Origin of the sequence: Microbacterium profundi (genome assembly GCF_000763375.1) — a bacterium.
GTDB lineage: Bacteria > Actinomycetota > Actinomycetes > Actinomycetales > Microbacteriaceae > Microbacterium > Microbacterium profundi.
Genome location: NZ_JPSY01000001.1, coordinates 523,566 through 546,271 on the forward strand (window position 1 = coordinate 523,566; position 22,706 = coordinate 546,271).

The 22,706-nt window shown below is 67.5% G+C and carries 20 protein-coding genes; 16 read left to right on the forward strand and 4 right to left on the reverse strand.

The genetic code is table 11. The features are described 5' to 3' along the window. Positions 1-124 precede the first annotated feature (124 nt). The 9 genes from JF52_RS0102480 to JF52_RS0102520 all read left to right on the forward strand — a co-directional run bounded on the left by JF52_RS0102480 (position 125) and on the right by JF52_RS0102520 (position 9,424). A complete protein-coding gene (locus JF52_RS0102480) occupies positions 125-1,651 on the forward strand; it encodes a fumarylacetoacetate hydrolase family protein (protein WP_033104902.1) in 1,527 nt (508 codons plus the stop codon). Continuing rightward, positions 1,648-2,325 carry a GntR family transcriptional regulator gene (locus JF52_RS0102485; protein WP_033104903.1) on the forward strand — a complete coding sequence of 226 codons (678 nt, stop codon included), beginning with the start codon at positions 1,648-1,650 and terminating at the stop codon, positions 2,323-2,325. The genes JF52_RS0102480 and JF52_RS0102485 overlap by 4 nt, the downstream gene beginning before the upstream one ends. Before the next feature lie 13 nt (positions 2,326-2,338). After that, positions 2,339-3,835, forward strand: coding sequence for a 5-carboxymethyl-2-hydroxymuconate semialdehyde dehydrogenase (gene hpaE, locus JF52_RS0102490; protein ID WP_033104904.1), 1,497 nt, complete (start codon positions 2,339-2,341; stop codon positions 3,833-3,835). Positions 3,836-3,845: 10 nt separating this feature from the next. Further along, on the forward strand, positions 3,846-5,009 hold the full coding sequence (gene hpaD, locus JF52_RS0102495; RefSeq protein WP_033104905.1) for a 3,4-dihydroxyphenylacetate 2,3-dioxygenase: 1,164 nt from the start codon (positions 3,846-3,848) through the stop codon (positions 5,007-5,009). 2 nt (positions 5,010-5,011) lie between these two features. Further along, positions 5,012-5,794: a 2-keto-4-pentenoate hydratase gene (locus JF52_RS0102500; protein WP_033106214.1), complete on the forward strand. Its 783-nt coding sequence runs from the start codon at positions 5,012-5,014 to the stop codon at positions 5,792-5,794. Continuing rightward, the gene (locus JF52_RS0102505) at positions 5,779-6,588 is read left to right on the forward strand and encodes an HpcH/HpaI aldolase family protein (RefSeq protein WP_033104906.1); all 810 of its coding nucleotides are present in this window, start codon (positions 5,779-5,781) and stop codon (positions 6,586-6,588) included. Before JF52_RS0102500 ends, JF52_RS0102505 begins: the two co-directional genes overlap by 16 nt. A gap of 111 nt (positions 6,589-6,699) precedes the next feature. Further along, positions 6,700-7,257 carry a hypothetical protein gene (locus JF52_RS17400; RefSeq protein ID WP_033104907.1) on the forward strand — a complete coding sequence of 186 codons (558 nt, stop codon included), beginning with the start codon at positions 6,700-6,702 and terminating at the stop codon, positions 7,255-7,257. Between the two features lie 155 nt (positions 7,258-7,412). Beyond that, complete coding sequence (locus tag JF52_RS0102515; RefSeq protein WP_052166692.1) at positions 7,413-8,498, forward strand: M24 family metallopeptidase; 1,086 nt, start codon at positions 7,413-7,415, stop codon at positions 8,496-8,498. 50 nt (positions 8,499-8,548) lie between these two features. Beyond that, positions 8,549-9,424, forward strand: coding sequence for a glycoside hydrolase family 43 protein (locus JF52_RS0102520; protein WP_033104908.1), 876 nt, complete (start codon positions 8,549-8,551; stop codon positions 9,422-9,424). 25 nt (positions 9,425-9,449) lie between these two features. Here the strand turns inward: JF52_RS0102520 and JF52_RS0102525 are convergent, their stop codons facing one another. The 3 genes from JF52_RS0102525 to JF52_RS0102535 form a co-directional block, all read right to left on the reverse strand. Then, a complete protein-coding gene (locus JF52_RS0102525; protein ID WP_052166693.1) occupies positions 9,450-11,096 on the reverse strand; it encodes an MGH1-like glycoside hydrolase domain-containing protein in 1,647 nt (548 codons plus the stop codon). An 87-nt stretch (positions 11,097-11,183) separates the two neighbouring features. Next, a complete protein-coding gene (locus tag JF52_RS16385; protein WP_052166694.1) occupies positions 11,184-12,500 on the reverse strand; it encodes an ABC transporter substrate-binding protein in 1,317 nt (438 codons plus the stop codon). Positions 12,501-12,699: 199 nt separating this feature from the next. Continuing rightward, the gene (locus tag JF52_RS0102535) at positions 12,700-13,716 is read right to left on the reverse strand and encodes a LacI family DNA-binding transcriptional regulator (protein ID WP_033104909.1); all 1,017 of its coding nucleotides are present in this window, start codon (positions 13,714-13,716) and stop codon (positions 12,700-12,702) included. 162 nt (positions 13,717-13,878) lie between these two features. On the opposite strand from JF52_RS0102535, the gene JF52_RS0102540 reads away from it, so the two are divergent. From JF52_RS0102540 to JF52_RS0102570, 7 genes are read left to right on the forward strand one after another with little or no spacing between them, the layout of a single operon-like run. Further along, positions 13,879-14,820, forward strand: a complete 942-nt coding sequence (locus JF52_RS0102540; protein ID WP_033104910.1) for a carbohydrate ABC transporter permease — start codon at positions 13,879-13,881, stop codon at positions 14,818-14,820. Beyond that, positions 14,810-15,721 carry a carbohydrate ABC transporter permease gene (locus JF52_RS0102545; RefSeq protein WP_033104911.1) on the forward strand — a complete coding sequence of 304 codons (912 nt, stop codon included), beginning with the start codon at positions 14,810-14,812 and terminating at the stop codon, positions 15,719-15,721. Before JF52_RS0102540 ends, JF52_RS0102545 begins: the two co-directional genes overlap by 11 nt. 16 nt (positions 15,722-15,737) lie before the next feature. Continuing rightward, on the forward strand, positions 15,738-17,087 hold the full coding sequence (locus JF52_RS0102550; protein ID WP_033104912.1) for a Gfo/Idh/MocA family protein: 1,350 nt from the start codon (positions 15,738-15,740) through the stop codon (positions 17,085-17,087). Then, positions 17,084-18,031 (forward strand): NAD-dependent epimerase/dehydratase family protein, encoded by a 948-nt coding sequence (locus JF52_RS0102555; protein ID WP_052166695.1) that lies wholly within the window; start codon positions 17,084-17,086, stop codon positions 18,029-18,031. Before JF52_RS0102550 ends, JF52_RS0102555 begins: the two co-directional genes overlap by 4 nt. Continuing rightward, entirely contained in the window at positions 18,024-18,935 is a 912-nt protein-coding gene (locus JF52_RS0102560; RefSeq protein WP_234000493.1) for a 5-dehydro-4-deoxyglucarate dehydratase, read from the forward strand. Before JF52_RS0102555 ends, JF52_RS0102560 begins: the two co-directional genes overlap by 8 nt. After that, positions 18,935-20,005 (forward strand): mandelate racemase/muconate lactonizing enzyme family protein, encoded by a 1,071-nt coding sequence (locus JF52_RS0102565; RefSeq protein WP_033104913.1) that lies wholly within the window; start codon positions 18,935-18,937, stop codon positions 20,003-20,005. Before JF52_RS0102560 ends, JF52_RS0102565 begins: the two co-directional genes overlap by 1 nt. Further along, a complete protein-coding gene (locus tag JF52_RS0102570; RefSeq protein WP_084595495.1) occupies positions 19,957-21,474 on the forward strand; it encodes an aldehyde dehydrogenase (NADP(+)) in 1,518 nt (505 codons plus the stop codon). Before JF52_RS0102565 ends, JF52_RS0102570 begins: the two co-directional genes overlap by 49 nt. Here JF52_RS0102570 and JF52_RS0102575 read toward each other — a convergent pair. After that, complete coding sequence (locus tag JF52_RS0102575; protein ID WP_033104915.1) at positions 21,464-22,648, reverse strand: ROK family protein; 1,185 nt, start codon at positions 22,646-22,648, stop codon at positions 21,464-21,466. The genes JF52_RS0102570 and JF52_RS0102575 overlap by 11 nt on opposite strands. Between the last annotated feature and the right edge of the window lie 58 nt (positions 22,649-22,706).

The following is a 22,706-nucleotide window of genomic DNA, read 5'->3' on the forward strand; positions in this document are numbered from 1 at the left end:
AAGCTCCTTGCGTGACGACGTTGTCCGGGTGCGGATCTGATCCTTGCCACCCGATGTCAGGATGATATACGATTTCAAATACATCGCACAAGAGCGATGCTTCAGACGCAAGGAGGCGCCTCACGTGACGGACTCATTCGCCCGCCCCGGCAAGATCATCGCGGTTCACCTCAGCTATGCATCCCGTGCCGATCAGCGCGGCCGTCGGCCCGCCGATCCCTCCTACTTCTTCAAGGTCGCAAGCTCCATCGCAGCATCCGGCGGCACCGTCGAGCGCCCGGCCGGCACAGAGCTGCTCGCCTTCGAGGGCGAGATCGCCCTCGTGATCGGCACTCCTGCCCGCCACGTCGGCATCGACGACGCCTGGTCGCACGTCGCATCCGTCACCGCGGCCAATGATCTCGGCCTGTACGACCTGCGCGCGAATGACAAGGGCTCGAACGTGCGCTCCAAGGGCGGCGACGGATACACACCGCTCGGCCCGGACCTGATCGATGCCCGGGACGTCGACCCCGCCGACATCCGGGTCCGCACGTGGGTCAACGGCGAGTTGCGCCAGGACGACAACTCCTCTGGTCTCATCTTCCCGCTCGCGCAGTTCGTCGCCGACCTCTCCCAGCACTTCACGCTCGAGACCGGAGACATCATCCTCACCGGCACGCCGACTGGTTCATCCGTCATCGTCCCCGGCGACGTCGTCGAGGTCGAGGTCGACGCCCCGAACGCACCGGGTGCGCCGACATCCGGACGCCTGGTGACCACCGTCACGCAGGGCGACGTGCCGTTCGACGACACTCTCGGGTCGGTGCCGGCCGTCGACGACACGCAGCGCACCGAGGCCTGGGGCACGACTCCCGCCGACCCTTCGACAGGCTCAGGGAGCGGCTCAGTACCGGCCCCTGAGCCTGTCGAAGGGTCCGGGTCCCCGCACCCTGAGCCTGTCGGAGGGTCCGGGTCCCTGCATGCACTCTTCCCCGACCTCCGCGCCAAGCTCGAGAAGGCACCGACGGCCGGCCTCTCCTCCCAGCTTCGCAAGCGCGGACACCACTCCTGCTTCATCGACGGCGTCGCCGCCAACATCGCAGGGACGAAGATCGTCGGCACAGCGCGCACGCTGCGCTTCATCCCGGCCCGCGAAGACCTCTTCAAGAGCCACGGCGGCGGATACAACGCGCAGAAGCGCCTGTTCGATGCGGTCGGCGAAGGCGAGATCATCGTGATCGAGGCGCGGGAGGATGCCACGACCGGCACCCTCGGCGACATCCTCGCACTGCGCGCGAAGGCCCGAGGCGCGGCCGGCGTCGTCACCGACGGCGGCGTGCGCGACTTCGACGAGGTCGCCCGCATCGGCCTGCCGGTTTTCTCGCAGGGTGCGCACCCGTCGGTACTCGGCCGCAAGCACGTGCCGTGGGAGCTGGATGTCACCATCGGATGCGGCGGCGCGGCTGTGCAGCCGGGCGACATCATCGTCGGCGATGGCGACGGCGTGATCGTGATTCCGCCGTCGCTTGTCGAAGAGGTCGTCGATGCTGCGCTCGCGCAGGAGGACGAGGACGCCTGGATCGCCGCGCAGGTCGAGGCGGGGCATCCGGTCGACGGTCTGTTCCCGTTGAACGCCGAGTGGCGCGCGAAATATGAGGCCCGCGGATGACCAAGATGCTCAGCAAATCGCAGCAGGCGTACCACTGGATCAAGGAGCGCATCGCCGGGCAGACCTACACCCCCGGCTACCGGCTGGTGCTCGGCGCCATCGCCGGCGAGCTCGACATGAGCGTCGTGCCGGTGCGCGAGGCGATCCGTCAGCTCGAGGCCGAGGGACTGGTGCATTTCGAGCACAACGTCGGCGCTCGGGTCGCGATGGTCGACGACACCCAGTACCGGCACAGCATGGAGGCGCTCAGCATCCTCGAGGGCAGCGCGACTGCGATGTCGGCGCGCCACCTGACCGCAGACGACCTGCGCCTGGCTCGCGCGATCAACGCGAAGATGATCGAGACCCTCGACCACTTCGATCCCCCGGCTTTCACGCGGCTCAACCAGCAGTTCCATGCCGCCCTGATCGCCCCCTGCCCCAACCCTCGGCTGCAGGAGCTGGTGACGGTCGAGATGGCCCGGCTGAATCGTCTGCGCGACTCGACGTTCAGTTACGTGCCGGGCCGTGCGCACGAGTCGGTGCGCGAGCACGAGCACATCGTCGCCCTCATCGAGAACGGTGCGCCGCTCATCGAGATCGAGCGCGCTGCCCGCGACCACCACTCGGCCACGCTCGACGCCTACCTCACGAAGAAATACCCCGACGACGCCGTCGGCATGCACGTCCACTGACACCGGAGGAACCATGACTGATTCACGCATCCCCGCTGATCTTCCCGATCACATCCAGCACTACATCGACGGCGCGTTCACCGACTCCGTCGACGGCGACACGTTCGATGTGCTCGACCCCGTGACGAATGAGAACTACACCACGGCATCCGCCGGCAAGAAGGCCGATATCGACCTCGCGGTCGCGGCAGCCAAGCGCGCGTTCGACGATGGGCCGTGGCCGAAGATGCTCCCCCGCGAGCGCTCGCGTGTGCTGCACCGCATCGCCGACATCGTCGAATCGCGCGATCAGCGCCTCGCCGAGCTCGAGTCGTTCGATTCCGGTCTGCCGATCACGCAGGCACTGGGTCAGGCCAGGCGCGCTGCGGAGAACTTCCGCTTCTTCGCCGACCTGATCGTGGCTCAGGCGGATGACACGTTCAAGGTACCCGGCCGCCAGATCAACTACGTCAATCGCAAACCGATCGGCGTCGCCGGTCTCATCACGCCGTGGAACACGCCGTTCATGCTCGAGTCCTGGAAGCTCGGTCCCGCCCTCGCGACCGGCAACACCGTCGTGCTCAAGCCGGCCGAGTTCACACCGCTGTCGGCCTCACTGTGGGCCGGGATCTTCGAGGAGGCTGGCCTGCCGAAGGGCGTGTTCAACCTCGTGAACGGCCTCGGCGAGGATGCCGGCGATGCGCTCGTCAAGCATCCTGATGTGCCGCTCATCTCGTTCACCGGCGAGAGCTCGACCGGCCAGCTGATCTTCGCCAACGCCGCTCCGTTCCTCAAGGGACTGTCGATGGAGCTCGGTGGCAAGTCGCCCGCTGTGGTCTTCGCGGACGCCGACCTGGATGCCGCGGTCAACGCCACGATCTTCGGTGTGTTCTCCCTCAACGGCGAGCGCTGCACCGCGGGAAGCCGAATCCTCGTCGAGCAGTCGATCTACGACGACTTCGTCGAGAAGTACGCCGCACAGGCGAAGCGGGTCAAGGTGGGTCTGCCGAACGACCCGACCACCGAAGTCGGCGCTCTCGTGCACCCGGAGCACTACGAGAAGGTCATGAGCTACGTCGAGATCGGCAAGACCGAAGGGCGCCTGGTCGCAGGTGGTGGACGGCCCGAGGGCTTCGAGACCGGCAACTACGTCGCCCCGACGGTGTTCGCCGACGTCTTTCCCGATGCCCGGATCTTCCAGGAGGAGATCTTCGGCCCCGTCGTCGCGATCACGCCGTTCGCGAATGATGCCGAGGCGCTCGCCCTGGCGAACAACACCAAGTACGGTCTCGCCGCCTACATCTGGACGAACGACCTCAAGCGCGCGCACAACTTCGCGAGCGATCTCGAGGCGGGCATGGTGTGGCTGAACAGCAACAACGTTCGCGACCTCCGCACCCCGTTCGGCGGGGTGAAGGCCTCTGGTCTCGGCCATGAGGGCGGCTACCGATCGATCGACTTCTACACCGACCAGCAGGCCGTGCACATCAACCTCGGCGAGGTCCACAACCCCGTCTTTGGAAAGCAGTGAGGACGCTGACATGACCAATCGTGAAGACATGACCCTGACCTCCTCTGGCTACTACGTCAGTCAGGAGGCGCCGATCGAGACGGACAACCCGGTCGCGACGCCGAAGGCCACCCCGCCCGACATCCTCCGCTGCGCGTACATGGAGCTCGTGGTCACCGACCTCGCGGCATCCCGCCAGTTCTACGTCGACATCCTCGGCCTGTACGTCACGGAAGAGGACGACGAGGCGATCTATCTGCGCTCCACCGAGGAGTTCATCCACCACAACCTGGTGCTGCGCGCGGGTCCGATCGCCGCGGTGCGGGCGTTCTCGTACCGCGTGCGCACTGCAGAGGACCTCGACCGCGCCGTCGAGTTCTACTCCGAACTGGGCTGCGACGTTCGCCGCGAAGCGAACGGGTTCGTCAAGGGCATCGGCGACTCGGTGCGCGTGGTCGACCCGCTCGGCTTCCCGTACGAGTTCTTCTTCCAGGCCGATCACGTCGAGCGGATGTCGTGGCGCTACGACCTGCACACCCCCGGCGAGCTCGTCCGACTGGACCACTTCAACCAGGTCACCCCCGACGTGCCGCGCGCGGTGAAGTACATGCAGGATCTGGGGTTCCGCGTCACGGAGGACATCCAGGACGAGGCAGGCACGGTGTACGCGGCGTGGATGCGGCGCAAACCCACCGTGCACGACACGGCCATGACAGGCGGCGACGGACCGCGCATGCATCACGTGTGCTTCGCCACGCACGAGAAGCACAACATCCTCGCGATCTGCGACAAGCTCGGTGCCCTCCGCCGCTCCGATGCGATCGAGCGCGGTCCAGGCCGCCACGGCGTCTCGAACGCGTTCTACCTGTACCTGCGCGATCCAGACGGGCACCGCGTCGAGGTCTACACGCAGGACTACTACACCGGCGACCCCGACAATCCGGTCGTCACCTGGGATGTGCACGACAACCAGCGCCGCGACTGGTGGGGCAACCCGGTCGTGCCGTCCTGGTACACCGAGGCATCGCTCGTGCTCGACCTGGACGGCAACCCGCAGCCGGTCGTCGCCCGCACCGACGACAGCGAGATGGCGGTCACGATCGGCGCCGACGGATTCTCGTACACTCGTCCGGGCGACGAGACTGCGATGCCCGAGTACAAGCAGGGCGAGTACAAGCTGGGGCACCAGCTGTGACGCTGCCCGCGGCGGTGATCGCGCGGATCGCGGACGAGCTCGCAGAGGCGGATCGCACGCACAGCGTGATCCCGCGGATCACTTCACGGTTCCCGGATGCCACGATCGAGGACTCGTATGCGATCCAGGGCGTCTGGCGGGACAAGAACCTCGCTGCCGGGCGCAAGCTGGTGGGTCGCAAGATCGGTCTGACGTCCAAGGCGATGCAGCAGGCGACCGGGATCACCGAGCCCGACTACGGCGTCATGTTCGACGACACCGTGTACGCATCAGGGTCGGACATCCCGTTCGACGACTTCTCGAATGTGCGCATCGAGGTCGAGCTCGCGTTCGTGCTCAAGCATCCGCTTGAGGGTCCGGACTGCACACTCGACGATGCTCTCGCCGCGATCGACTACGCGGTTCCCGCTCTCGAGGTGCTGAACTCGCACATCGAACTGGAAGGCCGCACGATCGTCGACACGATCAGCGACAACGCCGCCTACGGCGCGATGGTGCTCGGCGATGTGCACAAGAGGCCGGACGAGATCGATCTGCGCTGGGTACCAGGCGTGCTCTCCCGCAACGGTGAGATCGAGGAGACCGGTGTCGCCGCAGGCGTTCTCGGGCACCCCGCGACCGGAGTGGCGTGGTTGGCAAACAAGTTCCACCAGCACGGCGCCAGGCTCGAGGCCGGAGAGATCGTCCTCGCCGGCTCGTTCACACGGCCCATGTGGGTGTCGAAGGGCGACGACGTGCGCTGCGACTACGGAGAGATGGGAATCATCGAATGCCGATTCATCTAGAACCCGCGCCCTCGTTCCGCGACCGGCTCGTTGCGACCGAGCGTCCGCTCGTGGGCGCATGGATCTGCTCCGGCAGCCCGATCGCCGCCGAGATCGTCGCGGGGTCGGGACTCGACTGGACGCTGATCGACGGCGAGCACAGCCCCATCGGGCTGGAGTCGACTCTGGCGCTGCTGCAGGCCGTGGCGCCGTACCCGATCACTCCGGTCGTGCGCGTGCCGTCGGCGGATCCCACGTGGATCAAGCAGGTCCTCGACGTCGGCGCGCAGAATCTGCTCGTACCGATGGTCAACAGCGCTGCGGATGCTGCGGCCGCTGTTGCCGCGACCCGCTATCCGCCCCGGGGCATCCGCGGGGTCGGCAGCGCGCTCGCGCGCGCCGGGCAGTTCAATCGCATCGAGGACTACCTGCAGCGCGCGCACGAGATCACCTCGCTCACGGTGCAGATCGAGACGGATGCCGCGGTGCAGAATGCGCGTGCGATCGCAGAGGTCGACGGGGTGGATGCGGTCTTCATCGGGCCGAGCGATCTCGCAGCATCCATGGGTCTGCTCGGTCAACAGGAGCATCCTGATGTCATCGCCGCCGTGGAACACACGATCGCCACTGTGCGAGATGCGGGAAAGCCCGTCGGTGTCAACGCGTTCGCCCCGGCGACCGCCCGCCGCTACCTCGACGCCGGGGCATCCTTCGTGCTCGTCGCCGCCGATGTCTCGATCCTCGCCCGCGCGACCGAAAAGCTCGCCGCCGAGTGGATCGCCGATCAGGACAGCGACGAGCGCGCGAGCTACTGAATCCCTCTCTCCGAGGGCTGTTCGAACTTTCTGCAATCCGATTCTGCGATGGTTCCGGACAACCCTCGTGGGACGAAACGTCTCACGTCACGAAACTGAAGGAGACATCTCATGCGAAACAAGAATCGACTCGGATTGCTCACCACTGCTGGAGCCGGAGTCGCGGCTCTCGCGCTCACCGGGTTCGCTCTGCCTGCTACAGCCGATGATGGCTCTAGCTCGGTCGACGACTCGACGACCTCGACCGACGTCACCGGCTCGACCGACGCGATCCAGGACATCGTCCGCGATCTGATCCTCGCCAGCGGTAATGACACCTCCACCGGCGACATCGGTCTTGACGGACCGCTCGTCGACGGGCCGGTCGTGAGTGACATCGGCAACGGGGCCATCCTGTCGGGTAACGACACCCCGGTCGCCTCCGGCAACGAAGTCTCCGGCAACGAGGTCTCCGCGCCGGTCGGCTCGGGCAACGAGGTCTCGGCACCTGTCGAGGCTCCGATCGAGGCGCCCGTCGAGGCGCCCGTTGACGCACCGGTCGGCTCGGGCAACGACACGACCGTCGACGCACCGGTCGAGACCGACAACGACACCGGCCTATCGCTGGACGACATCGGCGGCGACATCGGCGCCGACGTCGACAGCCTGGTGAGCGGTCTTCTCGACTGATCTCCTGCCAACCCCAGAGCCCGCCCGCACATTCATGTGCGGGCGGGCTCTGTCGTGTTCGGCAATGACCGACCGATCCAGTCCGAAGATGCGTGAAAGCGGTTTCTTGCGTAGTGTGGGCGGCGTCCAGTTCTTCCCGACGCAGAGGAGCCGCAGTGCTGAACGATTCGCTTGCTCGCGCTGAAGCTGGGTCGACGACGCCGACATCGGACCGTCCAGCGAAGCACGACCGTCTCGTTCGGATCCTCGACCGTCACGGCGCCGAATCGATCGCGCTGACTCGGCCGGAGACCCTGTCGTGGTATTTCGACGGGGCACGAACCGGCGTGCCGTACGGCGGGCTCCCCGTCTTCTCCGCGCTGGTCCACCGTGACGGCACGGCCCAGGTCACGGCATTGGAGAACGAGGAGGAGCGACTCGGCGCGGAAGAGATCGGCGGCGCCGAGATCCGTGCCGTCCCCTGGTATGCCGACCTCGTGGAACACGTGCCAGGAGCACTTCTCGACACGGCCGTCACGGGGGAACTGCGCCAGGCGCGCGCCGCGCTCCTGCCGGTCGAGCGGGAAAGATACCGGATGCTGGGTCAAGACGCCGCAGCGGCCATGACGCATGTCCTGCAGCGGTGCCGACCCGATATGTCGGAGTACGACCTTGCCGCTGATCTCGCGCATGCCGTACTCTCCACGGGCGCTGAACCGTCGGTGATACTCGTCGCCGGCGCAGCGCGCGGAGGCATCCAGCATCCGCTGCCGACGTCAGCCGCCGTCGGCGACCGCGTCATGGCCGTCCTCACCGCCAGGCGCTTCGGCCTGCACGTGAGTCTCACCCGCTGGGCGCGGTTCGGAGGAGCGGAGACGACCGCGGAGATCGCACTCCGAGAGGTCGAGGCCGATGCCTTCGCGGCGACACGTCCCGGACGCGAAGTGCGCGAAGTCCTCGGCGACATCGCATCCGCCTACGTCCGACACGGCTTCGGCACAGCCGACCGACCCGCATGGCGGCAGCATCACCAGGGCGGTCCCACCGGCTACCTCGGCAGAGACCCCAAGGCAGACCCGAGCACCACGACACTCGTCGCCGCCGGAGGAGCCTTCGCGTGGAACCCGTGGGTCCCGCACGCGAAGACCGAAGACACGGTGCTCATCGATGCAGAGGGCGTGGACGTCCTGTCCGTCGATCCTGCCTGGCCGACCGTGCAGGTCCGCGGTCTTCCCCGCCCGATCGCCCTCGACCTCTCCTGACCCCGACCGACTCTCCCTGCCGTTTCCGGCCAGCGCCCAAGGAGCTCGACATGCGCCTCGACGACATCCAGATCCGCGATCCTTTCGTCCTCACCGTCCCTGGTGAAGAGCGATCCTGGCTCTTCGGCAGCACCGATACGAACATCTGGAACGGTCCGGCGACAGGATTCGACACGTACTGGACGACCGACTTCGAGGAGTGGCGCGGGCCGCTGCCCGCTTTCCGGCCCACGGAGGACTTCTGGTCGCACACCCAGTACTGGGCACCGGAGGTGCATGCGTACCGCGATGCCTTCTACATGTTCGCGACATTCACTGCCGACGGCCATCGCCGGGGCACGCAGGCCCTGCGCTCGTCGAAGCCGGAGGGTCCGTACGAGCCGTGGTCGGACGGTCCGCTGACCCCGCGCGACTGGGAATGCCTTGACGGCACTCTGCATGTCGAAGACGGCGTACCGCACCTCGTCTTCTGCCACGAGTGGAAGGACGTCGGGGACGGTGAGATCCATGCCGTGAGGCTGTCCGAAGATCTGCGCACGACCCTCGGCGAACCCACTCTCCTCTTCCGCGCCTCCGATGCCCCCTGGGCACGATCGATACCGCGACCCGAGTTCGAGAAGGTGTACGTCACCGATGGCCCGTCCATGCACCGCACTGCCGACGGGCGCCTGTTGATGCTGTGGTCGAGCTTCGGCGAATCGGGCTACGCGATGGGCGTCGCGACGTCGGCGTCCGGCCGGATCCACGGCCCGTGGGCGCAGAGCGCGGAGGCGATCTGGCCGGCCGACGGCGGACACGGCATGATCTTCGCGGCCCCCGACGGACAGCTGTTCCTCACGCTGCACACACCGAATCGCACGCCCGACGAGCGCGCCCGGTTCTTCCCGCTCGAGGAGACGGCGGACGGACTGCGGCTGCGGCCCTGACCCACGCGCAGAGGCCACCGCCATCTCAGGCGAAGACGGGACCCACGAACTCCACGGCGACCCGCTCGGCGGCCGCGCCCGCGTCGATCGCGACGCGCTCATTCGGTGAGACGGTCAGGGCTATCGCCAGCGTCGGCAGCCTCAGCTCCCCCGCCACGGGTTGCGCTGCAAGTCCGATGACCGCTCGAACGGCACCCGTCCTGTCCGCCACCACACGCCATCCGCGTGGAAACGAGAAGGCGAGCACACCGTCGCGGTGCACCTCGACGAGATCGTCATCGGCGACCTGCTCCCAGACGACGCCGTCGACGGTCCTGGCGTACCCCACGGCCTTCGCGGCGGCACCGTGGTCGAGCCTGGTCGGCGTCAGCCCCGAGAACCACAGATCTCGGTCCGGTCGGACGAGCACCCCGCCGTGCCGCTCCACCGCGTCGAGGAACCACAGGATCGACGGCGAGTACACCTCGGTGTAGCCCGGAGCACCCGACCATGGATCGAGGCACTGGGGGAAACGGTCCGCGACGGCGAGTGCGGCGAGCACCGGCGACGCCGTCAGTGCGAGCTCGGCGACGTGACCGTGCCGCTCGAAGGCGTCGGGAGCGCGTAACTGGGCGAGGAAGTTCACCGGCCCGCCCCAGGAGTTGCGGGAAGCGTCATGGTCGAATCTCGGGTCATCCATCGCGACAGTCGTGAAGCCGTAATGCGAGAGGAACTTCCGAGTGTTCATCAGATACCGGCGCAGGCTCGCAGCGAAGAACGGCTCGTCGCCGACCTCGCACGCCAGCACCCGGGCCAGCACGTCGGTCTGGATGCGCACATGCCGATCAGAACGATCACGGTCGTAGTAGAAGCCGTCATCCTCGTCGAAGCACTGCTCATGCAGCGCGTCGAGCGACGCCTGCGCGGCATCTCGCCACGGCTGGCCGTCCTCCCCCAGTTCGTCCGCGATGAGGCCGAGGTAGGTGCGCTGGCACGCGACGTTCGCAGTGAGGTCGGGGGCCGCATACGGAACACCCGTTGCTGCAGGGTCGTACTCGCGGGCGTCTCCGCGGAACGCACGGTCGGGTGCGAACCAGAACCGAGGAGAGAGGTCATGCCCGGTGTCGAAGGTGCAGAACGCCTCCACGGCTCCGGTGCCGCGAGTGTCGCGGTACCGCGCGAGCCACGCGTCGTACCGGACCATCACGGGATACATGGTCTGCAGCAGCGCACGATCCCCGGTCGAGGCGAAGTGGCGCCAGACGACTCGAGCGAGCGGCGTCACGATCTGAATCTGGCTGAAGCCGGGGCCGTCCGCGGTCACCTTGTAGGGGATCATCCCGTCGTCGCGCTGGTGCTGCGCGAACAGCAGCAGCGTATCCCTGGCGAGCTGCGGCGCGAACCGTGCGAGCACCTCGACGTTGATCGTTCCGGTGCTCTCGAGCCAGGAGCCGTGGTAGACGCCGCCCTCGTTGAGCACCGGCGCGCTGCCGGCGAGGGGGCGGATGCACTGGTCGAGTTCGGCGAGCGCGGCGTGCCAGCGCTCTTCCAGCGGTCCGTCGAGGGCGACGAATCGCACAGCGGACGCCGCGAGCTCGACGCCGAGGGGAGACTCGGTGATCCCCGCTCGCATGACCGGCTCGGCCGATCTCAGCCGTCGAAGCGCCTGTGCACGCTCTGCCTCGGTCATCATGTCCCTTCGTCATCGGATGGTGTGCGAAGAGGTGCGGACGGTGACCTCGGTCATCGTCCGCACCTCCTCGCTTCGGTACCCGACCTGCTACTGCAGAGCCGCTCCGAGTTCGTCGACCCACTGCTGTCCCGCTTGCTCAGGCGTCGCCTTGCCGAACAGCACGTCGGATTCCATCCGCTGCGACAGCTCATTCATGATCGCACCACCGGCCGGCTGCGGAGGTGCGACGACCCCCTCCTCCAGCACGACGTCGACGTAGTCGGCCGCGATCTGTCCTGGTGCGCTCAGCAGCGGCGCGACAACGGCGAGAGTGTCGGGGTTGAACGGCACACCGCGGGTGTCGAGGATCAGCTCGGCAGCAGCCGGCTCGTTCAGGAACCAGTTCACCAGCAGCGCAGCGGCCTCTGGGTGCGGCGATGCCGCGTTGATCGCCCAGAACGCCGACGGCAGGAGGGCGACACCCGAGGTCTTCGTCGATGTCGGAGGCAGCATCATCTGGACGTTCTCGCCTGCGGTGGCGTAGGCGCCCATGAGGTTGCTGTAGCCGAACGTGACGGCGGCCTGGCCCAGCGTGAACGGCTGCTGGTCTGGCGGCAGCTGCCAGTTGGCCGTCACCACGGACGGGTCGGGCAGGCCACCGCCATCGGCGAGCTGCTGCTCGATCTCGTACCACCCGGTGATGTCATCGGCGGAGACGTCGAGAGCACCCTCCCAGTCGTACATGCCGAGTTCGCTGACCTGACCGGCGTACGTGCCCATGATGTCCTGAATGCGCAGGTCCAGGCCGTAGATCGACTGACCCGCGGCGTTGGTGAGCCCTGCGCTGCCGATCGTGTTGGCCGCTTCGATCAGCTCGTCCCAGTCCCATCCGTCTGCGGGAACCTCGACGCCGGCCTGCTCGAAGATGTCGACGTTCACGAATGCGGCTGTCGCGTTGCCTCCTGTCGGCAACCCGTACACGGTGTCGTCGACCACTGCACTGGTCAGGGAGAACTCCGGGTACGTGCTGTAGTCGAGCTGATCGCTCACGGTCGACAGGTCGAGCAGGGCGCCGAGCTCGCCGTACTCCTGCGGCTTGGCGCCGCCGAGGGCGAAGACATCCGGAGCGGTGTCGCCACCACCCGCGAAGTCGGTCGCGAGTCGGTTGAAAAGGTCATCGGGGGCGCCGACCGGCGTCTCCACGACCGTGATGTTGGGGTACTCGGCCTCGAACAGGTCGATGACCTCGCCGAACAGGGTGGCGCGGGCGTCGTCGCCCCACCACGACATCTCAAGCTCGATCTCCTCGTCGGGGTCGAACTCGCCGCCATCGGCCTGAGGGCTGCCGGAGCAGCTGGTGAGTACGAGCGCTGTGGCGACGGCGATCGAGCCGATGGCCGCGCGGGAGCGTGTGTTACGCGTCATTGCGCCTCTTTCGGGTTGAGGCCGCCATCGAGGCGGCCGGTGGGTGACGGGTGTCGGTTACGGGGCCCTCATGCATCGAGGACACGGTTCGAGAAACCGCTTTCACGTGAAGCTAGCACCGAGAGACGGACGTGTCAACGGATTCTGCGGAGACGACAACAAATCGATATCCCGCCGACGAACTGGAGTCGTGGCCGGTTCAATCTCCGTGGCCGGCGGGGGCTGGTCCGCTGGAATCGCGCACCTCGACCCGTGGCTGGAACACCACGTTGTGCCCTGGCTGCTCACCGTTCATGAGCGCTCGCATCCGCTGCCAGGCGAGCACTCCGAGCTCGGAATGCGACACGGACGCCGTGGTCAGCGCCGGCGCGACGTACTGGGCGAGCGGAATGTCGTCGAACCCCGTCACGGAAATGTCCTCGGGAACGCGCATGCCGAATTCCCGCAACCCGCCGATCAGTCCGATCGCGACCAGATCGTTGAATGCGAGCGCCGCTGTCGCGCCGGTCTCGCGCACTGCCGGTGCCGCGGCCCGTCCCTCCTCTGAGCCGGCTCCCGCCGGGATGCGCTCCAACTGCACGTCCGGATGTTCACGGACGAAGTCGTCGAGGCCGCGTTCGCGATGCGCATTCGAGGCACTGCGCTCCGGTCCGTACACGTATGCCAGCGACCGGTGCCCGAGGTCGTGAAGGTGCTGCGCGAGTGCGGCGATCCCCGCGCGATAGTCGATGGCCAGAGACGGCGCCGCGATCTGAGGCACGCTCCGGTTGATGAGCACGAGCGGGTGGAGCTGCGCGGCGAGCGCCGCGAGTTCTTCCTCGGGCATTCGCGGCGCGCACAGCACGATCGCGTCGGTGCGACGTCGGATCTCCACGGAGAGCGGCCCCTCCTCGGAGGGCGTCTCCCCCGAATCCGCGACCAGCACGCGATAGCCGTCCAGCGCGGCGGTCTTGCTGAGCCCGGCCAGCACCGATTGGAACGCCGGATTCGCAAGATCGGGCACGACGAAGGCGATCGCATGCGTGCGCCCGAGTGCCAGGCTGCGGGCCAGCGGGCTGGGCGCGTACTCGAGCTCGCGCGCCGCCTCGCGCACCCGCTCGGCGACCTCGGGCTCGCCGCCGAAGCGTCCGTTCATCACCCGCGACACCGTCGCAGGCGAAACGCCTGCGCTCCGCGCCACATCGGCGATCGTGACACTCCCGCGGTGTGCGGTCATCGCCTTCCCTCCCGGCCGAGCGCGCGCCCGATCAGTGCCACCATACCGGCGCCGGCTTGACTAATCGTCGCGGACACGTCAATAATCGGATCATTCGTGAAACCGCTTTCTCCATCCGGATCGAATCCTGGTCGAGAGCGAGAGATCTGACAAGGAGGTCACGTGAGCAGTCTCGGCGAACTACGCACAATCGCGCGTTCTCGACGCACCGGAAGCAGGCGCGTCCGAGAGAAGTACCCCGACAACAAAGCGGCGCTGGTATTCCTGCTGCCCTGGCTCGTCGGTCTGCTCGGGCTCACAATCGGCCCGATCATCGCATCGCTGTATCTGTCCTTCACCGACTACAACCTGCTGCAGCCGCCGGTGTGGACAGGGTTGAGCAACTTCTTCGAGATGTTCGGCGACGCCCGGTTCTGGAACTCGGTCCGCGTCACCATGATCTATGTCTTCGTCGGAGTGCCGCTGCAGTTGGCCCTGGCGCTCGGGCTCGCCATCCTGCTCGACAAGGGCATGCGCGGGCTCTCCTTCTACCGCTCGATCTTCTACTTGCCCTCGCTCCTGGGCGGGTCAGTGGCGATCGCGATCCTCTGGCGTCAGGTCTTCGGCAAGGACGGCATCGTCAACGGCTTCCTCGCCTGGTTCGGCATCGACGGGCCGGGCTGGATCGGGCATCCCGACTTCGCGCTCGGCACACTGATCGTGCTGCACATCTGGACGTTCGGCTCGCCGATGGTGATCTTCCTGGCCGGACTCCGCCAGATCCCTGAGATGTACTACGAGGCGGCATCGATGGACGGCGCGGGCAAGATCCGCCAGTTCTTCTCCATCACCTTCCCGCTTCTGACTCCGGTCATCTTCTTCAACCTCGTCCTGCAGATCATCTTCGCGTTCCAATCGTTCACACAGGCGTATGTGGTCTCCGGAGGCACAGGCGGCCCGAGCGATTCGACGATGTTCTTCACTCTCCTGCTCTACAAGGAGGCCTTCACCGAGCTCGACATGGGGTACGCCTCGGCGATGTCCTGGTTCCTGCTCGTCGTGATCGCGGCCTTCACCGCGTTCAACTTCTGGCTTTCGAAGTATTGGGTGTTCTATGACGACTGAAACCGAGACCCTCCTACGGCCGAATCGCACCGACCGACCAGCGCGTCGGTTCGTCAGCTCCCGCTCCCCTCACCTGCGGCGGCTGCGATCGATCGGCAAGCACGTGATGCTCACCGGCGTCTCGCTGCTGATGATCTACCCGCTCATCTGGCTCGTGGTGTCCAGCCTGAAGCCCAACGATCAGATCTTCCGCGACCTGAGCGTGTTCACCACGGATCTCACGCTGGAGAACTACAGCAACGGGTGGAACGATCTGCAGGCGCCGTTCGGCGTCTTCCTGATCAACTCGTCGATCATCGCGTTGGGCGCGATCGTGGGGAACCTGGTCTCGTGCTCCATGGCCGCGTACGCGTTCGCAAGGTTGAAGTTCCGCGGCCGCACGCTGGCGTTCACGCTCATGCTGGGCTCGATCATGCTGCCCTTCCAGGTGCTTCTGGTGCCGCAGTTCCTCATCTTCAAGGAGCTGGGTTGGCTCAACACCTTCCTGCCACTCGTCGCGCCGAAGTTCCTGGCCACCGAGGCATTCTTCGTGTTCCTCATGGTGCAGTTCATCCGAGGCCTGCCGAAGGAGCTGTTCGAGGCCGCCCGCATGGACGGCGCAGGACATTTCCGCAGCTACTTCCAGATCACGCTGCCGATGATCGTCCCGTCGCTCGCGACCACCGCGATCTTCACCTTCATCTGGACATGGGGCGACTTCTTCGGGCCGCTGATCTACGTCAGGCTGCCGGAGCTGTTCCCTGCGTCCCTCGCGCTCAAGGGCTTCCTCGACGCGCAGTCCAGCTCGGATTACGGCTCGATGTTCGCGATGAGCGTCGTCTCGCTCCTGCCCCTGTTCCTCGTCTTCCTGTTCGGTCAGCGCTTCCTCATCAAGGGCGCAGCGACCTCAGGCATCAAGTGATCGGAAGAACCCTCGAATGACCCGCCGCCGCTACGCCCTCGTCGGAACTGGCTCCCGCGCCCAGATGTATCTCGAGGCGATCGCCTCCACCCACGCCGACGTCGCTCAGCTCGTCGCGTGGTCCGACACCAACCCCGGTCGAGCCCAGTGGTCGCTGAGCCGTCACCCCGCCCTCGGATCGCCGATCTGGTTCGAGCCCGGCGACCTCGCCGATGCCGTGCGCACCCACCGCATCGATCGGGTCATCATCACCTCGCCCGACTTCACCCATGCCGACCACATCGTCACCGCTCTGGACGCCGGGGCGGATGTCGTCGTCGAGAAGCCGCTGACGACGAGCGAAGAAGGCGTGCGACGCATCGCGGATGCGGTCGAACGCACGGGGCGCGACGTGACCATCACGTTCAATTACCGGTACTCCCCTCGCAACACCGAACTCAAGCGCGTCATCGACGCGGGCGAGATCGGCGAAGTCACCGGCATACATTTCGAGTGGGTGCTGGACACCGCGCACGGAGCCGACTACTTCCGTCGCTGGCACCGCATCAAGGAGAAGTCCGGCGGGCTGCTCATCCACAAGTCGAGCCACCACTTCGACCTCGTGAACTGGTGGACGGCGGACGTGCCATCGCGCGTGTTCGCCTCCGGGGGTCTGCGCTTCTACGGTGCGCAGAACGCCGCGAAGCGCGGCCTCGGCCCCCGGCCCGAGCGCGGAACGACCGATTCGACCCTCCGGGACGCATTCAGTTTGGATCTGCGCACGGATGCGACCTGGAAGGGCCTCTACCTCGACCAGGAGCAGCACGACGGCTACCTGCGCGACCGCGACGTGTTCGACGAGGGCATCACGATCGAGGACAACCTGTCGCTCGTGGTGGACTACTCCAGAGGCAGCACCATGTCGTACTCGCTCAACGCCCATTCACCGTGGGAGGGCTACACCGTCGCGATCAACGGCACGCTCGGCCGCGCTGAGCTGACCGTCGTCGAACGTGGAACTGTGCTCGTGGATGAAGAGGGGCGCACAGTGGTCGACCCGAGCGCCCGGCCCGATCTCGTCGCAGACGACGCCGCGCGTCCCGTCTCCGAGCGTCTCGTCGTGCAGCGGCACTTCCAGCCTGCCCGTGAGGTCCCGATCCCCGAGGGGATCGGCGGACACGGTGGCGGCGATGCCGTGCTGCTGCGCGACGTCTTCGTCGGTGCACAGCCCGATCCGCTCGGACGCACGGCGGACTGGAGCGACGGCGTGCGCAGCATGGTGGTCGGACTCGCCGGCAACCGCTCACTCGCCGACGGCCTGGCAGTCCGCATCGACGAACTCGAACTCGGCACGGCCGGCGCCGCTCTCGCCGGCATCGACAAGTGAAGGCGGGCGATCGCGTCATCGTCACCGGCGGCGCCGGACGACTGGGACGCAGCGTGGTGCGCGCACTGGCGGATGCCGGATACGACGTCGTCTCCATCGACAGGGCGACGGTGGCGGACCTGCCTGCCGAACAGCGTGAAGCAGACCTCCTCGATGCGGCCGCCACACGATCCCTGTTCGCAGCGCTCGCACCGGATGCCGTGATCCACCTCGCCGCCATCGCGGTGCCGGGTGCGCTGCCCGACTCCGAGGTCTTCGACATCAACACCCGTCTCGTCTGGAACGTGCTGGAGGCGACCGTGGCGGCGGGAGCCGGCGCACTGCTCGTCGCATCGAGCCCGACCGTGATCGGCTACGGATCTCCGTCGGGCTGGAGTCCGGCATATCTGCCGCTGGACGAACAGCATCCGCTCGCTCCATGGAACGGCTACGCGGTCTCCAAGGTGGCGATCGAGCAGATCGTCCGGATGGCCGTGCGCCGCAACGGCGACACCATGCGCTTCGGGGCCTTCCGACCCTGCTACGTCATCGCTCCGGAGGAGTGGGCGGGCGCCCAGACGCAGCAGGGCCACACCATCGAGGAGCGCCTCGCCGACCCGGCTCTCTCCGCCGTCGCGCTGTTCAACTACATCGACGCCCGTGACGCCGGCGACTTCGTGCGCAGCTGGCTCGAGCACGCGTCGGACATCCCGAACGGAGAGGTCTTCTTCGTCGGCGCTCCGGACGCGCTGCTGGATGCCCCGACCGGTCCCGCTCTGGCGGCCCTCGTACCAGGCGCCTCGGAACAGGCTTCGAGCCTGCCCGGCGATGCCGCGGTCTTCTCGTCGGCGCTCGCCGAGCGACTGCTCGGCTGGCGCGCGCGTCACACCTGGCGCAATGAACTCCGAGGTGCCGCAGCGTCCTTCCCCTCGATCGATCATCCGCAGGAGTCCTCCCGTGCCTGAGCTCACCATCCCCGACCGCGTGCTCTACTTCCCGGTCACCGCCTTCGACGACAAGGATCGCGTCGACGTCGATCTCGTCGAACAGCACATCGCGGAGCGCGTCGAACACGCTCCCGGTGCGGTGTTCGCCGCGTGCGGCACCGGCGAGTTCCACACTCTCTCCGTCAGCGAGAACGCCGCAGTCATCGAGGCCGCTGTGCGTGCTGCGAAAGGCAGGGTTCCCGTGCTCGCCGGCGTCGGCGGCCCACTGGGTCACGCGATCGAATGTGCACAGGAGGCGCAGCGACACGGCGCCGAGGGCCTTCTCGTTCTGCCGCCCTATCTGGTCGGTGCACCTCAGCAGGGCCTCATCGCGTACGTGGAGCGCATCGCCGCAGCCACGGATCTGCCGCTGATCGTCTATCACCGCGCGAACGCCCAGTTCCACCCCGACTCGATCGGAGCTCTTCTGCGCCTGCCGCAGGTCGTCGGTATCAAGGACGGCGTCGGCGACCTCGCCGTGGCGCAGCAGTTCGTCCGCCGGGCAGAGGATTCCGGTCGCGACATCCTGTTCTTCAACGGCCTGCTCACTGCCGAGATGACCCAGGCCGCGTACTCGGCGATCGGGGTGCCGATGTACTCGTCGGCCGTGTTCGCGATGGCGCCCGAAATCGCTGTCGCGTTCTTCACCGCCCTGCGCTCCGGCGACGTCGACACGCAGCACCGCCTGCTCGACGGCTTCTACGCGCCTCTGATCGCGCTGCGCGATGAGGTGCCGGGCTTCGCCGTCTCGCTGATCAAGGCAGGTGTCCGTCTCGGCGGCCTGCCGGTGGGATCCGTGCGCGCGCCGCTGATCGACCCGACGGACGCGCAGGTCGATCGTCTTGCGCGGCTGCTCGCCGCCGGTCGGGAACTCGCGGCGTGATGACCGACTCCGAACCGGCGATCGCCGACGTGCGAACCAGGCTCATCCGCATTCCGCTGAGTCGCCCCTGGGGCGAGGACGTCACGGACATCCGCGTCATCGCGGTCACGGTCGTCTGCGATGACGGCAGCCAAGGGCACGGGTTCTCCTGGACACCGTCGATCGGCGCCACCGCCGTGCAGGCGATGCTCGACGAGGATCTCGCACCGTTCCTGCAAGGACGCCCCGCGACGACGGAGCTCTGGGACGACTCGTGGGCGCACCTGCACGAGGCCGGCAGCGGCGGCGTCACGACGATCGCTCTGGCCGGTGTCGATCTCGCGCTCTGGGACCGGCGGGCGCGAGTCCGAGGCACCAGCGTGACCGAGGTGCTCGGGCGACGCCACGACCGGCTCCCGGCGTACGGGAGCGGCGTGAACCTGCACTACACGCTCGATGAGCTCGTCGCACAGGCGCAGCGCTGGGTGGACTCTGGCTACGGTGCCGTGAAGATCAAGGTCGGCAGGCCGGATCTCGCCGACGACCTCGACCGCGTCGCGGCCGTGCGATCCGTGATCGGTCCCGATCGCCGTCTGCTCGTCGACGCGAATCAGCGCTGGGACCTGGACACCGCGACCCGCCGAGTCGAAGCGCTGTCCGCGCACGGGATCGGCTGGATCGAGGAGCCGCTGCGCTCCGACGACCTCGCCGGACACGCAGAGCTGCGACGCCGTGTCGACGTGCCGATCGCCTTGGGTGAGAACGTGCACACCCTCCACCGGTTCAGGGAGTTCCTCGACGCGGGTGCGGTCGACGTGGTCCAGCCGAACGTCATCCGCGTGGGCGGGATCACCCCGTTCCTGCGGATCGCCGACCTCGTTCGAGAACGACGGATGGAGCTCGCACCTCACCTGCTGCCGGATCTCTCCGCACAGGTGGCGTTCGCGCTGCCTGAGCGGAGTTGGATCGAAGACGTCGAGGATGCCGGGTTCGCGCATCTCGGTGCACTGAGTGAGCCCGCGGCCGTGACGGTGGCGGATGGATGGGTCACCGCCGCGCCCGCGCTCGGACTCGGCCTCCGGTTCCGCTGAATCCGGATGCTGCCACAAGGAGGAATTCGATGAACGACACCACACCCCGCGAGCTCGATCAGATCGCGGATGCCGCAGCCGCGGCATCCGCTCTCCTCGACCGAACGGATGAGGCCGTCCGCGCCGGCTGGCTGCGCGCGATCGCCGTCGCGCTCGACGCGCAGTCGAGCATGCTCGTCGGGATCGCCGACGACGAGACGGCACTGGGCACTCCTCGTCTGGCGGGCGAACTCGCCCGTACGACAGCACAGCTGCGCCTGTTCGCGGACGTCATCGAAGAGGGCTCGTATCTCGAGGCGACCATCGACCATCCGAACGCCGCTGCCACTCCCCCGATTCCGGATCTCCGTCGGATGCTGCGCCCGATCGGACCGATCGCCGTGTTCGCGGCATCCAACTTCCCCTTCGCGTTCTCGATCGCAGGCGGCGATACGGCATCCGCGCTCGCCGTCGGATGCGCCGTGATCGTGAAGGCACACCCCGGACACCCGCAGACGTCCGCGTCGACCGCACGGATCGTCATCGACTCGCTGCGAGAAGCCGGCGCTCCTGAAGGTGCATTCGCCATGGTCTCCGGATTCGACGCCGGCCTGTCGCTCGTCGATCACCCGGCGATCCGCGCCGTCGCGTTCACCGGCTCGGTCCGCGGTGGCCGCGCGCTCCTCGACCGCATCTCGACGCGACCCGATCCGATCCCGTTCTACGGCGAGCTCGGATCGCTGAATCCGGTGGTGGTCACCGCCTCCGCCGATTCCGAGCAGGGCGCGAAGCTCGCCGCGGGACTCGCCGCTTCCTTCCAGCTCGGTGTCGGGCAGTTCTGCACCAAGCCGGGTGTCGTGCTCGTGCCGCACGGTTCGGTGCTGGAGCGAGAACTGCCGCAGCACCTCGCGACCCAGCCGCGCATGCTCACCCCCGGAATCGCCGGCGGATTCGCCGGGGGCGGTGAGCGGGTGCGCGAAGTCAGCGGGGTTCGCGTCGTGTCAGCGGCGGGCGACCCAGGCGACGGAACATCGCCGATGGTCGCGATCACCGACGTCGCCACGCTTCAAGCGAACGCGGACGCCCTGCTCGAAGAGGTCTTCGGACCGTTCACACTCCTCGTCCGCTATCAGGGCGACGCGGAGCTGGATGCTGTGCTGGATCTGCTTCCCGGAAGCCTCACCGCGACCGTGCACAGCGCCGACGGCGAAGACGTCGCGGCGCTCGTGCGTCGTCTGGAGCCCCTGGCAGGGCGTCTGCTCTTCGGCGGGTGGCCGACCGGGGTGGCCGTCAGCTGGGCGCAGCAGCATGGCGGCCCATGGCCGTCGACGAACACCCAGTTCACGTCGGTCGGGGCGACAGCCGTGCGCCGCTTCCAGCGCCCTGTCGCCTATCAGGACGCGCCGGATGCGGTGCTGCCGTCTGCCCTTCGCGAGGAGAATCCGCTGCGGACCCCCCGCCGCGTGGACGGCGTTCTCGTCACACCTTGAGCGCACCGAGTGCGCGTGCCGGATCCTTGAGCAGCGACGCGAATGCGGCCTCCGCGGCACCGATCAGGAGGCGATCGGCACCCAACGCGGCGGGGCGGATCTCCACCTGTTCGCCGGGTGCGGCGATCGCGTTCGCCCGCACGTCGGCGGAGAAGCTCCCCGGGTCGCTGCCGATCAGCATGCCGAGGAACCCTCCGAGCACGATCATCGAGGGATTGAGGACGTTCACGGCGTTGGCGAGCGTCGCGGCCAGGATCCGCCTCTGCCGATCGATCTCCTCGGCGACAGCCGCGTCCTCGACGTCGGCGAGCGCTGCGGCGAGCACCGGGTCATCGACTGCTCCGAGGCCGGTCACGTGCAGCAGTCTCGCCCGGTTCACCTCATCTTCGAGTGTCCCTGCCCGGGTGCGTCGGTCGGCCTCTGCGGGGATGCTCGGACGGGTCTGACCCCACTCGCCGGCGTATCCGCCCGCTCCGGCGATGAGCGTGCCGTTCAGGATGAGGCCGCCGCCGATGCCGCTGGCGCCGCCGTTGAGGTAGACGACATTGCGGTGCTCCCGCGCCGCGCCGAACAGCCGCTCCGCGCGCGCGCCGAGCGAGGCGTCATTGTCGATCGCCACCGGCATGCCGAGCCGCTCCGCGAGGGGCGAGCGGATATCGGCGTCGCGCCAGCCGAGGTGGGGGGCGAGGCGGACCATGCCGTCTTCGACGCGGACGAGGCCGGGTACGGCCACGCCGATCCCGACGAACCGGCTCGCTGCCAGTGGATCTGCCCGCCATTCCTCGACCACACGCGCCACCACGTCGACGACATCCTCGACACTCGGCGGCTGCGCGCATTCCACTCGCGTCCGTTCGCGGACCCTCCCGGAGAGGGCTACTGCGCCGATCTCGATCGCGTCCACTTCGGGATTCACCGCGATCGCCAAGACCTCGTCACCTGCTGCGACGATCGGCGACGGCCTGCCGACGCGTCGCGTGGGGTCGGGATCCTGCTCGAACACGAGCCCGGTCGATGCCAGTTCCGCGACCAGATCGGCCACCGTCGAGCGGTTCAGCCCCGTCTCCGCAGTGATCACGGCACGCGAACGCGGGCCGAGCTGGTGCACGAGTCGCAGCACCTCGCCGAGGTTCGCCGCGCGCACGCGTTCGACGCTCGATGCCCGTTCCGCCATCGTGTCCCCCGCCGCTCCCGATTATGTTGCTCATGACACGATATCCGGTCGGCACCGA